This is a genomic window from Paenibacillus sp. FSL R7-0272, assembly GCF_037969905.1.
GTDB lineage: Bacteria > Bacillota > Bacilli > Paenibacillales > Paenibacillaceae > Paenibacillus > Paenibacillus polysaccharolyticus.
In genome coordinates this window covers 5,363,840-5,376,525 of the sequence record NZ_CP150221.1, presented here as the reverse complement: position 1 = coordinate 5,376,525, position 12,686 = coordinate 5,363,840, and the positions used below count along the sequence as shown (strand labels likewise).

The window sequence follows — 12,686 nt, the reverse complement described above, 5'->3', positions numbered from 1 at the left end:
GCCGATACGGGTAATCTGATGTTAAGAACTGAGGAAGGGAGGAGGCCCCTTCATGCCCAAAATTCGTTATAACAATATCGATAATGTCAGTACAGACAAAACACTGAAGGAGTTCAAGCAGTGGAGAGAACAGCGGCGTCGCAAAGTAAAGGACTATTCCTACAAGGTGCCGAAGCACGAGCCTGAACTGGATTATTTACATGCCAACCGGGAAGAAACCACGATCACGTGGATCGGACACTCCACCTTTTTCATCCAATATTATGGACTGAATATCGTGACCGACCCGGTGTGGGCGGAAAAGATGGGATTCCAACGCAGGCTGGGTGAACCCGGCATTCCGATTCAGGATATTCCACCGCTCGACGTCATCCTTATCTCTCACTCACACTATGATCACTTGCATTTGGCTTCCCTGCGCAAATTGATTACATCGAAGACACTGCTGATTGTGCCGGACGGCTTGAAACGCAAGATGATCCGTAAGGGATTTCACCGCTGTCAGGAGATGAAATGGTGGGATCATATGGTGCTTGGTGGAGTGAAGATTACGTTTGTGCCTGCTCAGCACTGGACACGCCGAACGTTATTTGATACCAATACGTCCCACTGGGGCGGTTACGTATTGGAGCCAAATCATGTCGTACATGCATCAGAAGAGAGTGCGGCAGCAAGAGAAGTGCCGGAACAGCCCGCTTCAGCAATTTCTGAATCGCAGAAAGCTCACGATGACAAACAAGCAGCAGGTTATCCACCTGTCCTGTATTTTGTCGGGGATACCGGGTATTTCAAGGAGTTCAAAACGATTGGTGAACGCTTCGACATTGGCGTAACGCTGATGCCGATTGGCGCGTATGATCCCGAATGGTTTATGACTTCCCAGCATGTGACACCAGAGGAAGCCTTGCAAGGATTCGTGGAGACAGGCTCACAGCTTATGGTGCCCATGCATTATGGAACCTTCAAGCTGGCGGACGACACACCCAAGGAAGCACTGGACCGGCTGGAGGCGGAGAGAGAACGGCTCGGTATTGCCAAGGAACGGATTCGGGTGCTGGGACATGGCGAGACTCTTCGCATTCGACATGAAGCTGATGAGACCGAGTGATTATTCATTAAAATTCCATGAAAAGTACAATAACTGGGCTAACAAAAGCCAGCCAGATATGGTAATCTATAAACATACGTGCATGAACAGCATATTTACCAAAACTTTAATCCGTAAAAAGCGGCTGATTTTCGAATTTGCCGCTTTTTTGTGTTATAATATGGTGCCAGAATAGGCATCGGATATTGAATCCATGATTTTACGCAGGTTGCTATTCATGCAGTATGCAGATTAACGAATAAAGGATGGTATGCTTAATGATCAGTACAAGCGGCATCACGCTCCGCTACGGAAAACGTGCACTTTTTGAAGATGTGAATATCAAATTCACGCCAGGCAACTGTTACGGCCTGATCGGTGCGAACGGAGCCGGCAAATCAACGTTTTTGAAAATTTTGTCCGGTGAGATTGAAGCCAACTCGGGAGAGGTGCACATCACCCCGGGCGAACGTATGGCCGTTTTGAAGCAAAACCACTTTGAATATGATGAGTATCCGGTTCTCGAAACGGTTATTATGGGTCACGCTCGTCTGTATTCCATCATGAAAGAGAAGGATGCTTTGTATGCGAAGGCAGACTTCACAGAAGAAGACGGTTTGCGTGCAGGTGAACTTGAAGGGGAGTTCGCTGAGCAGAACGGCTGGGATGCTGAGCCGGATGCAGCGGCACTCCTGATCGGTCTGGGCATTGATCGTGACATGCATGACAAAAAAATGATAGAGCTGAGCGGGAACGAAAAAGTCCGCGTATTGCTGGCACAAGCGTTGTTTGGCCGTCCAAACAACCTGTTGCTCGATGAGCCTACCAACCACTTGGATCTCGAATCCATTCAATGGCTTGAGAACTTCTTGATGGATTATGAAGGCACCGTTATTGTTGTATCCCATGACCGTCACTTCCTGAACAAGGTATGTACGCATATCGCAGATATTGACTTTGGTAAAATTCAGATGTACGTAGGTAACTATGACTTCTGGTATGAGTCCAGCCAATTGGCTCTTGCGTTGCAACGGGATGCTAACAAGAAAAAAGAAGAGAAAATTAAAGAGCTGCAAGCCTTTATTCAACGTTTCTCCGCGAATGCTTCGAAGTCCAAACAGGCGACTTCCCGGAAGAAACAACTCGACAAAATCACATTGGATGACCTTCGTCCATCCAACCGTAAATATCCGTTTATTAACTTCAAACCTGAGCGTGAAGCAGGGAAACAATTGCTGACCGTGGATCGTATTCACAAATCCGTCGATGGTGTGGAAATGTTGAAAGATGTGAGCTTTGTGGTGAACAAAGGTGACAAAATTGCATTTGTTGGCCCGAACGGAAATGCCAAATCACTGTTGTTTGATATTCTCATGGGTGAAACGGAAGCGGACAGCGGTGAATATACTTGGGGTGTGACGACAACTCAGGCTTATTTCCCGAAAGATAACTCCCAATTCTTTGACGGTGTGGATATGACACTCGTAGATTGGTTGCGTCAGTATTCCAAAGATCAGGATGAAACGTATCTGCGTGGCTTCCTGGGCCGTATGTTGTTCTCTGGTGAGGAGTCCCAGAAGAAGGCTAGCGTACTCTCCGGGGGAGAGAAAGTTCGCTGTATGCTGGCGAAAATGATGCAGACAGGTGCAAACGCATTGATTCTCGATGAGCCAACGAACCACTTGGATCTCGAATCCATTACTGCACTAAATAATGGTATGATTGACTTTGATGGAACGATGTTGTTTACTTCCCATGACCATCAGTTCATCCAAACGATCGCAAACCGGATTATCGAAATCACGCCTACAGGCCTGATTGATCGTCAAATGAGCTATGATGAATATCTGGAAAGCGACGAAATCAAAGAACTGCGCAACAAAATGTACCCGGTGGAAGCTTAATTCCACTTTAACTACGTGCAAGCCAAAAACCGCAAGTCCTCCTAGTGGAGGGCATGCGGTTTTTTGTCGTGCTCATGCTGATATACAGCTCTTATGCTGGCGCGAACCTAAGACCCGCCTGTACGGCGACGCTGGTTGTTCGGCTTTTTGTTGTTCTGGCTCTTCATGGCTTTAGGGCCGCCTTCAAAGTAAGCACCCGACTGGTTGCCGGAGTTTTGCTGTTCTTTCTTTTGTGCCAGCTTTTGACGGATCGCGTCTTGCAAGCTGACCTTTTTCGGTTCATTATTTTCGCTCATTATATATCCCTCCCGGTCTTGCAGTAAGCCGTCCAATTTGGACGGGATGTACTCATTTTATACGTTTTATAAAGGCCTCACAAGGGCAACCTGATAAAATGCCGTTTTCCACCAGTTTTACCTGAACCAACATTGTTTCTTCATCACTAAAGCCCTGCCTCTTGGAAACTTTGTTTCGGCTTGCCTACAGCCATGCTACCCGGCAACACTGTTTCTATAGACCCACACGGCTTGCATTTGGTACCATGGAAAAACTAGTTATTGGAAACGTGAAAAGGAGTGTCGTCCCCTTGAACGCTTATGAAGAGATACGTAAAGGAGAGCGGGGAGCCTGGATTAGCATCGCGGCGTACCTCGTATTATCTGCATTTAAGTTGATTTGTGGATATTTGTTTGCTTCCAGTGCTCTGGTTGCAGACGGAATCAATAATGCTACGGACATTGTGGCTTCTGTCGCGGTATTAGTTGGCCTGCGCATATCGCAAAAACCGCCGGATTCGGATCATGCCTATGGTCATTTTCGGGCCGAAACGATTGCGGCATTACTTGCCTCATTTATTATGGCAGTTGTAGGACTTCAAGTATTGGTTGAGGCGGTACGATCCTGGTATGCTGGCGATTACACTGCTCCGAACCTGTGGGCAGCCGGCGTAGCTTTGATCTGTGCTGTGGTTATGCTGGGGGTGTACCGTTACAACTCGCGTCTAGCCCAGAAAATTAATAGCCAGGCTTTGCACGCGGCGGCTAAAGATAATCGTTCCGATGCCTGGGTGAGTATCGGTGCTGCCGTCGGCATCGTTGGTTCACAATTCGGACTCCCTTGGCTGGATAAAGTGGCTGCTATCCTGGTAGGTCTGCTAATTTGTAAAACAGCCTGGGAAATTTTCCGTGATTCGACTCATCTGCTTACCGATGGATTTGATCAAAAGCAGTTGACGGATTTAAGATCTGCCGTTGCCCGAGTTCCTGGTGTAGAAACGATCAAGGATGTGAAGGCACGAGTACATGGTAGCCATGTTTTGGTAGATGTAGTCATTGAAGTGGACGGAGGATTAACACTGGTAGAAGGTCATGAAATCTGTAATCAGGTGGAGGCACGACTGAAACGTTCGCATAACATTATGCACGTTCATGTACATGTAGAGCCTCGATCTGAAGAAACACACCTGCCATAAATCACTTAAAGCAGGAGTTTTCACAAAATAGATATATCAAAAAGAGGACAGACGCGAGTGTGGCGTACTGTCCTCTTTACTTATGTTAGAAACGATTATACGATATTATTGAATCGCAACGTGAATCCAGGCTTTACCTTTCCAAGTGTATACTTGGACCCATTCGCCGCCGTCGAATCCGTCAACAATTTCACCTGTTGTATCAACAACTTGCGCGCTCAGAGCACCGATTGGTTTACCGTTTGGTGCATCATAGAACCATGTGCGTTCCAGCAAGTTGAGCAACATGGTTGGCATTACAACTTCGTCACCCGGTTTTACAAGCGGCTCTTCAAACATTAAGTCAGATCCAGGCACAGGATTATTACCATTTACGCTGTAGGTACTGCCTGTAACGGTTTCAACCTTGCCTTCAACAGTCTGAACAGCAGGTTTGTTCACTTCTACAGCCGGTTTTGTTGTTGCCGGTGAAGTTGTAGTTGCTTCAGTACCGGAAGTTGTTGGTGTTACCGTGCCGGTAACCGCTTCCTCAGCACCTGCAGCGGCAGCCATGGAACCCATCAATGTTAAAGCAGCGGCAAAACTTACGATTTTTTTCATTTGTTTTTCCTCCTCGGTTAAATATGTAGTTTTTGATGTCCTGTGTTAAAAGTAACCAAGCAAGCTGGTCTATGAATCACAAATTATAACAATTTTTTCTTGGTTCCTCCAGAGTCAACTGGCGCATATGTGGGTAAATAGAAAGCCTGTAAAAATCAGACTTACGAGGCATAAAATCGGGCTGACTATATCATTAAAGTCCTGTTTTTCAGGACTCTTCGGCGGTGTGTTTTGGAATAAAGCAGGAGGGAGTGTAATACATAAATATAGAAAATAGGTAGGTGTACCTGTCTTGGAACGCACCAAAGCCGACGCGCCCGGAGGCATCATCGGCTTTCGTATGTAATGCAATCATCAGATTCAGACATCCGCTTTTATCGCATTCGGCTTCGTCCCGTAATGAGGGAGATAACGAAGAGTACTACAAAGATGAAGAACAGTACTTTTGCGATCGAAGCAGCCGCTTCAACAATTCCGAAGAACCCGAAAATACCGGCAACCAGTGCAATAATCAGAAATATGACAGACCATTTTAACATGAGAATTCATCCTTTCGTGTTAAAGTTTGTGGCGTGAACTGTGCTGTCTCACTGCCCTGTGTAGTCTAACCTTAACCGAGGTCCAATGACTTGAAACATGGTGTTTTTTTCTTCTTCTATACATCGCTGAAGGACCATTTTTCTTTTGTTTCGCCCGGGAAAGCCTCGGGTAACTATAGCAATAACAAAACCGAACGCAATCATGGAAAGAGAGGTTCTTTTATGATCTATCAACTGAGCGTGGCCCTAATCGCAGTGGCATTTGCTGTACTGGTTTTCTTTTTGATTCGCACGTTAAAATCTGCCCAGAGCTCACTGGACAATGTTTCTCAGACACTGCAGGAAGTACAAAAAACGATTGATGAACTCAGTTATGAAGTAAAACAGACAGTACGACATGCCAATGACATTACGGCTGATGTACAGCACAAAATGAAGAAGATTGACCCGGTAATGGAATCCGTTGAGAATTTGGGAGAAGTTCTGAGTGAAGTAACGGCAGCTGCCAAGCAGGTGTCCACTACACTGATGACCCGATTTCAGAATAGACCATCCAAAGCAGAAGCAGGCAAAACGTCCGAATCCAATCAGGTAACAGCTCCACCTGCGACGCCTGCGGAGCGCACCGTGCAATCCTACGAAGCTACATATCAGGATAAAACAAAGGGCGGGAAGAACTGGATGAATTATATTGATCTCGCCGCTAATGTGTGGCAACGGATGCGTAAATAACATGACTGCTCTCTGATAATCGATGAAGCCTTCAGGGCGGTGATGAACTTGATGAAAGGGTGAGAATCATGATGAAACTACTGCTAGTGACTATGTTTAGCGTAATTTCTCCCTTTTCCGTTCAACCGGCAGCAACACCAGCTGCTCACGACATGCAATGGACGGTAATGGAGGAACAGGAGCCAGAGATGACTCTGGCTATGGATCGTTCCGAGACGTTCGAGCAGTTTCGGACTCTGAATGGCGTTTCACTAGAGGATGGAAAGCATGAATTATTTGCCAAGTTAGGTCAGCCAGATGCCATCAAAGAAGATCCTTATATGGGATGTCCAGAATATCATTTTCGTCATGTAAATGTGGGGATATGTGAAGACACAGACATGATTCAGTTCATACGTGTGGATGGTTCGCATAACTACTTGAACTTGAATGGGGAGTCTGTCCCAATGCACATGGATGCTATTCATCAAATCTTGGGCGAGCCTTACGCTGTTGCTGAGGATGGCGAGGTGTTTCTTCGTGGTCATTACGCGATTAAAGTATATATGAAATCAGGCTCTAAGCAGATTGACGCTGTTGACTTTTTCGACGATACGGTTTCCTGAGATTCTGATCCAACTTCCGTTTCAACGTAAAATAGTATGGTTATATACTATAAGAGCGCGATAAAGAAGATTAATCAGAGGAGAGTGGAAACGATGAATTCAACCAATGCACAGGCGTATGCCAAAGTGGTAGAAAACGGAGTTCAAGCAGTAGAAGCGGTGAAAGAACTGCAGACGACTGGATACTTAGCTGATCATATCTTCGTTCTTGCCCATGAGAAGGATCGTACAGATCGCATTGCAGATACCGCAGATGCTAACGAGATTGGCATCAAGGAGGAAGGTTTATTTGATTCCATGGCGAATCTGTTCCGTTCACGCGGTGACGAACTTCGGGCCAAAATCGTATCGATGGGTTTTACCGAAGCCGAGGCTGATTTCTATGAAAGTGAATTGGATAAAGGCAAGGTACTGATCATTGCCAAAAAGAAAGACTAATATGTACATCCTGAGCGTAGGAGTGTTATATCAAGTAGTGCCCTGCGGTGAACCGGGACAGACTTAATCAAAAACATAGATAAGGAATGGGGGAAACCCCATTCCTTATCTATGTTTTTGCAAGTTCTGCCTCAGTCATGGGCCAAACCCCTGGTATAAACCGGTGCAAAAACCATAAAATCAAGGGAAAGCTACCTCTAATGGTTTGATTTGCTGATAGTCATTTTCTGGATTTATCATTATAGTTAGACTAGGAATTGTTATGTCTACTGCCCGCTCTAGATGCAAATTTTGTATAAATAAGGTTGTTCGTTGAATAGATAACTATCGACAAACCCGGACGCCAAAGATAAGGAGATAGAAATGAGAATACTTATTGTTGACGACAATCCGACGAATGTCATTATCATTCGAGAAATTTTGAAAAAAGAAAATTACCGCGATATTGTGACAGCAAGCTCAGCTATGGAGATGTTCGAAGTATTGGGAATTGGTGAAGATAACAGCGAACTACGTCCCAAGCCGTCGGATATTGATCTGATCTTGCTCGATATGATGATGCCTGAAATGGATGGCATCGAAGCATGCAGTATTGTACAAAAATATGAAAACCTGAAAGATATCCCGATTATTATGGTGACTGCGATTGGTGATTCCAAGAAGCTGGCCGAAGCGCTCGATGCAGGTGCATCGGACTATGTAACGAAGCCGATTAACAAAGTGGAATTGATGGCCCGAATCCGGCTGGCCTTACGTCTGAAACAGGAGAAAGACTGGCACAAGGAGCGTGACCAGCGGATTCAGGATGAGCTTAAACTTGCAGCAATGGTGCAAAGTGCCGTGCTGAGTCATGCCATCGAAGATCCGTTGTTTCAGGTACATGCCATCTATAAACCATCTTTTGAGCTCGCAGGTGATCTTTACTCCTGGTTCCCGCTTGGAGAGGGACGATATGGGGTTTTGCTTCTGGACATGATGGGACATGGCATATCTTCATCCCTGTTCACGATGTTTATCGCATCTGTGCTGAAGGATACAGTGACGACATATGTAGACCCGGAGAAGGTTATTCAGGAGTTAAATCGTCGCTTTAACCAGTTGCATCTGGGAAAACAATTGGTGCAGTACTACTTTACAGCGATCTATTTAGTCGTAGACACGCGTATGAAACGGATTGATTATGTGAATGCCGGGCATCCTCCAGCTCTGTTTTTCCGCAGTGACGGCAGTGTAACTTCATTTGACAGCGTATGCTACCCAGTGGGATTGTTCGACAAAATGGATATTGAACCGCAGACTATTCATTACGAAGGCGATGGACATATTGCGCTGTATACGGATGGCTTGCTTGAAGCCGTTCAGGGCGATCAGGAGCAACAGTTGGAATTTTTGAAAGAACAATTAAGAGGCTCCCATGCATGGAATGAAGAGGCGATGCAGGCTTTGTTCTTCGATGATGAATTGAATCCGGAACGGGATGATGATAAGTGTCTCGTATGGATTACGTTAGATAAAGGGGCGGTAACGGAATGAAAATCAGAAATAAACTGCTGATTGGTTTTACCGCCTTGATGGCCATTATGATTGCTCTTACTTTTGTAAGCTACGAGCGGCTTAACAGCAGTAATAAACAGATCGATCAGATGTATCAGGAACGTTATCTCAAGGTGCGATTTACTTCCGCGGCACGTGGAGAAGTCAATGATATTGCCAAAGTGCTAGCTAACTTGTTGTTAAACCCGAGCAATTCGGTCAACGCGACAGAAGCAGATCTGAAGAAAATGAAGGACAGAGGTGTCCGTTATCTAGAACAGGTGAGAGACCGGGCAGATACCGCTTCTGAACATCAACTTGTAGACCGTGTGAATAATGCGTGGGATGCTTACACGAATTATGCAACAAGAATAACCAGCTTGATGTCCCAGAAACGGGTGGAGGACGCTAACAGTTATCGTAATTCCACTGGACTTGCGGTGCAGAAGGAAACGGTGGACAGCTTGAATGCATTGTCTCGTTATCAGGATCAGGAGATTGATGCCGAGATCAAAGATGCCAACGCTGCATATACCAGAGCGGTTCAGATTACGATCAGTATTATGGTCGCGGGATTACTGCTTGCCTTGGGAGTCATCCTGTGGGTGCTTCCTAGCATTACGCGTGGGCTGAATACAGTGTCGATGATGATTACGAGTTTTGGCAAAGGGCGATATAGAACCATCCGCCGGATTCAAATCAAATCCACGGATGAGATCGGTCAGATTGCCAACGTGTTCAAAGAAGTCTCTAACGATCTGGAAGAGAAGCTTGAGATCGAGAAAGCCTATGTACAGGCTCAGCAGGATCAAAACTGGATGAGTTCCAACATTGCGAGAGTGCCCGAACTTCTGCGGGGAATCGGCTCCATTCGTCAAATTTCCCAGATGTTTATCAGTGAATTTACACCTGTGCTTGGTGCACAGCTTGGTGTGGTGTATTTGATTGACGAAGAGAAGCATCCGGATGAGCTGAGACGTTATGGTTCATATGCTTTTGAAGAAAATGGGGAGCTCGGTAAAGAGGTGTATCGGATCGGGGAAGGCATGATTGGTCAGGCAGCCCTGGATATGAGTCCAATTGTGCTGGATCATACACCTGACGAATATGTGAGCATTGGTTCTGCTTCGGGTTCTGCGCGAGCTGCAGGAATTATGATCTACCCGGTTGTGTTTGAAGACGAATTAATCGGTGTGGTGGAGCTGGCTTCGTTCGAAGGTTTTAATGAGATGCACAAGCAGTTGTTCGGTCAGTTGATTATGAATTTGGGTGTCATCCTCAATAATGTTCGGCGACGTCTTCGTGTGGAAGAGTTGCTGCGGGAGTCGCAGGCGCTTACGGAAGAGTTACAGGTGCAATCCGAGGAACTGCAGACACAACAGGAAGAATTGCGCCGTTCCAATGAGAATCTGGAAGAACAGACGGATGCGCTTAAACGTTCTGAGGAGTTGCTACAGCGTCAGCAGGAGGAATTGGAACATTTTAATACCGAACTGATTGCCAAAACGCGTGCGCTTGAAGAACAGGTACGTGAAGTGGAAGAGAAAAATGATGAAATAGAGAAAACGAAGACACAATTGGAACAACAGGCGATGCAATTGTCGATGACCAGTAAGTACAAGTCAGAATTTTTGGCCAATATGTCGCATGAACTTCGTACTCCACTGAACAGTCTGCTCATATTGTCTCAGTTATTGTCGGAGAACAAGGATGGCAATCTCAGCAGCAAACAGCAGGAATATGCACAAACCATTTATATGTCAGGTGCAGATTTGCTGAAGATGATTGATGAGATTCTCGATCTGTCTAAAGTAGACGCAGGCAAGATGGACATCAACTACGAAACCGTCCGATTGGATGAATTAACGGGCTTTGTCACCCAGAACTTTGGTCCGATGGCTAACAAGAAGGAACTGGATCTAAATATTGATTTTGATAGTTCACTACCGGAATGGATTTATACAGACAGTCATCGAGTGAAACAGATTTTAAGGAACTTGTTATCGAATGCATTCAAGTTTACAAACCGTGGTTCGGTGAGTCTGATTGCAAAGCGTATGAAGCCAGAGGAATTGCCTGGATATCTGAATACAAATCAGCAATATCTTGGATTCAGCATCAAAGATACCGGCATTGGCATTCCATCAGACAAGACGGATCTGATCTTCGAAGCGTTCCAGCAGGTAGACGGTACGACGAGTCGCAAATATGGCGGTACGGGTCTTGGTTTATCGATTAGCCGAGAATTGGCACGTCTGCTTGGTGGGGCAATACAGGTGAAATCTTCAGAAGGCGTGGGAAGCACCTTTACCCTGTTCCTGCCGGATAATCATGAAGAGGCTGAATGGGCGGAGGAAAAGGCAACAAGAGAAGCGGCAGTATCTTCAGAACAACAACAAACGCTGGTGCCGGATATTCAACCTGTCCGTATTCCGCAACAATCCATTTTGGCATCTGAACCGGAAGAAAGTCTTATGGCTGAATTATCGCCTGCTCGCAGTGCAGAGCTGTCACGAATAGAAGACGATACTAACACTATCGTAGAAGGTGATAAAACGTTGCTGATCATCGAAGATGATGTGAAATTTGCTCATATTCTGATGGACATGGCGAGAGGCCGCGGCTTCAAGGCATTGGTTGCCCTTCAGGGAGATACTGGACTGGAGATGGCTCGGGAATACTTGCCTGATGCGATCATTCTGGATATACAGCTACCTGTGATGGATGGTTGGACGATCTTGGGTGAACTGAAGAGTAATTCCGTAACACGTCATATCCCGGTGCATGTTATTTCGGTTGTGGATGATATGAAACAGGGGTTGATGATGGGGGCCATCGCATATCTGAAAAAACCATCCAGCAAAGATTCGTTGGATAAAGCATTCTCCCATATCCAATCCTATACGGAAAATCAATTAAAACGACTGCTCATCGTTGAAGATGATGAAATTCAGCGCAAAGCAATCATTGAATTGATCGGTCATGATGATGTGGCTATCACGGCTGTTTCTACAGGGCAAGAGGCACTGAATGAATTACACAGCCAGCGTTACGATTGTATGGTACTGGATCTGATGCTAACGGATATGACAGGTTTCGAATTGCTTGATCAGATTCGGGATGATGAATATCTGAATGATTTGCCAATCATCATTTACACGGGTAAAGAGCTGGATTCCAAGGAAGAGATGAAACTTCGTAAATATGCGGAATCGATCATTATCAAAGACGTGAAGTCACCGGAGCGATTATTGGACGAGACGACATTGTTCCTGCATCGGGTAGAAGCCAACCTGCCAGAGGACAAACGCCGTATTTTGCAGAAGCTTCATAATAAAGAAACCTTGTTCGAAGGCAAAAAGATATTGCTTGTCGATGATGATATTCGAAATGTGTTTGCATTATCCAGTGTGCTTGAAGGGTACCGTATGGATGTTACATTTGCTGAGAACGGTCGTGAGGCGCTGGAGGCACTCGAGAAAAATCCGGAGTTTGATCTGGTGCTGATGGATATGATGATGCCAGAGATGGACGGATACGAGGCGATGACACGGATCAGACAGAACCCGAAATTTGATAAATTGCCGATTATTGCCCTCACAGCCAAGGCGATGAAAGAGGATCGAGGGAAATGTATTGAGGCTGGGGCATCCGATTATGTGAAAAAACCGATTCAAACCGATCAATTGTTATCGTTAATGCGGGTATGGCTGTATTCGTAAGCGTATGGTTTGGGTAATGAAGGAGAATAACGCATACGCAAGTAACCAAAGACGA

11 protein-coding genes are annotated in these 12,686 nt (G+C 45.6%); 8 read left to right on the top strand and 3 right to left on the bottom strand.

What is annotated here, in order from left to right; all coding sequences use genetic code 11:
* Nucleotides 1-52: 52 nt before the first annotated feature.
* Both MKY23_RS23830 and MKY23_RS23825 read left to right on the top strand, forming a co-directional pair.
* Nucleotides 53-1,108 (top strand): MBL fold metallo-hydrolase, encoded by a 1,056-nt coding sequence (locus MKY23_RS23830; protein WP_339832657.1) that lies wholly within the window; start codon nucleotides 53-55, stop codon nucleotides 1,106-1,108.
* Nucleotides 1,109-1,365: 257 nt separating this feature from the next.
* Nucleotides 1,366-2,991 carry an ATP-binding cassette domain-containing protein gene (locus tag MKY23_RS23825; protein ID WP_090924472.1) on the top strand — a complete coding sequence of 542 codons (1,626 nt, stop codon included), beginning with the start codon at nucleotides 1,366-1,368 and terminating at the stop codon, nucleotides 2,989-2,991.
* A 107-nt stretch (nucleotides 2,992-3,098) separates the two neighbouring features.
* On the opposite strand, the gene MKY23_RS23820 is transcribed toward MKY23_RS23825, so the two are convergent.
* On the bottom strand, nucleotides 3,099-3,287 hold the full coding sequence (locus MKY23_RS23820; RefSeq protein WP_090924473.1) for a hypothetical protein: 189 nt from the start codon (nucleotides 3,285-3,287) through the stop codon (nucleotides 3,099-3,101).
* Between the two features lie 245 nt (nucleotides 3,288-3,532).
* Here MKY23_RS23820 and MKY23_RS23815 point away from each other — a divergent pair, with 245 nt between their 5' ends.
* A complete protein-coding gene (locus tag MKY23_RS23815) occupies nucleotides 3,533-4,462 on the top strand; it encodes a cation diffusion facilitator family transporter (RefSeq protein WP_090924474.1) in 930 nt (309 codons plus the stop codon).
* Nucleotides 4,463-4,567: 105 nt separating this feature from the next.
* Here MKY23_RS23815 and MKY23_RS23810 read toward each other — a convergent pair whose 3' ends face one another.
* The gene (locus MKY23_RS23810; RefSeq protein WP_154891724.1) at nucleotides 4,568-5,062 is read right to left on the bottom strand and encodes a hypothetical protein; all 495 of its coding nucleotides are present in this window, start codon (nucleotides 5,060-5,062) and stop codon (nucleotides 4,568-4,570) included.
* Nucleotides 5,063-5,436: 374 nt separating this feature from the next.
* Nucleotides 5,437-5,601: a DUF1328 domain-containing protein gene (locus MKY23_RS23805; protein WP_090924476.1), complete on the bottom strand. Its 165-nt coding sequence runs from the start codon at nucleotides 5,599-5,601 to the stop codon at nucleotides 5,437-5,439.
* Between the two features lie 222 nt (nucleotides 5,602-5,823).
* On the opposite strand from MKY23_RS23805, the gene MKY23_RS23800 reads away from it, so the two are divergent.
* The 5 genes from MKY23_RS23800 (at nucleotide 5,824) to MKY23_RS23780 (ending at nucleotide 12,631) form a co-directional block, all read left to right on the top strand.
* Entirely contained in the window at nucleotides 5,824-6,333 is a 510-nt protein-coding gene (locus MKY23_RS23800) for a DUF948 domain-containing protein (RefSeq protein ID WP_090924477.1), read from the top strand.
* A gap of 92 nt (nucleotides 6,334-6,425) precedes the next feature.
* Nucleotides 6,426-6,938 carry a hypothetical protein gene (locus tag MKY23_RS23795; protein WP_222592199.1) on the top strand — a complete coding sequence of 171 codons (513 nt, stop codon included), beginning with the start codon at nucleotides 6,426-6,428 and terminating at the stop codon, nucleotides 6,936-6,938.
* Nucleotides 6,939-7,031: 93 nt separating this feature from the next.
* On the top strand, nucleotides 7,032-7,376 hold the full coding sequence (locus MKY23_RS23790; protein WP_090924479.1) for a general stress protein: 345 nt from the start codon (nucleotides 7,032-7,034) through the stop codon (nucleotides 7,374-7,376).
* A gap of 363 nt (nucleotides 7,377-7,739) precedes the next feature.
* The gene (locus MKY23_RS23785) at nucleotides 7,740-8,909 is read left to right on the top strand and encodes a fused response regulator/phosphatase (protein ID WP_154891721.1); all 1,170 of its coding nucleotides are present in this window, start codon (nucleotides 7,740-7,742) and stop codon (nucleotides 8,907-8,909) included.
* Nucleotides 8,906-12,631: a response regulator gene (locus MKY23_RS23780; RefSeq protein WP_336121872.1), complete on the top strand. Its 3,726-nt coding sequence runs from the start codon at nucleotides 8,906-8,908 to the stop codon at nucleotides 12,629-12,631. Before MKY23_RS23785 ends, MKY23_RS23780 begins: the two co-directional genes overlap by 4 nt.
* Nucleotides 12,632-12,686: the final 55 nt, after the last annotated feature.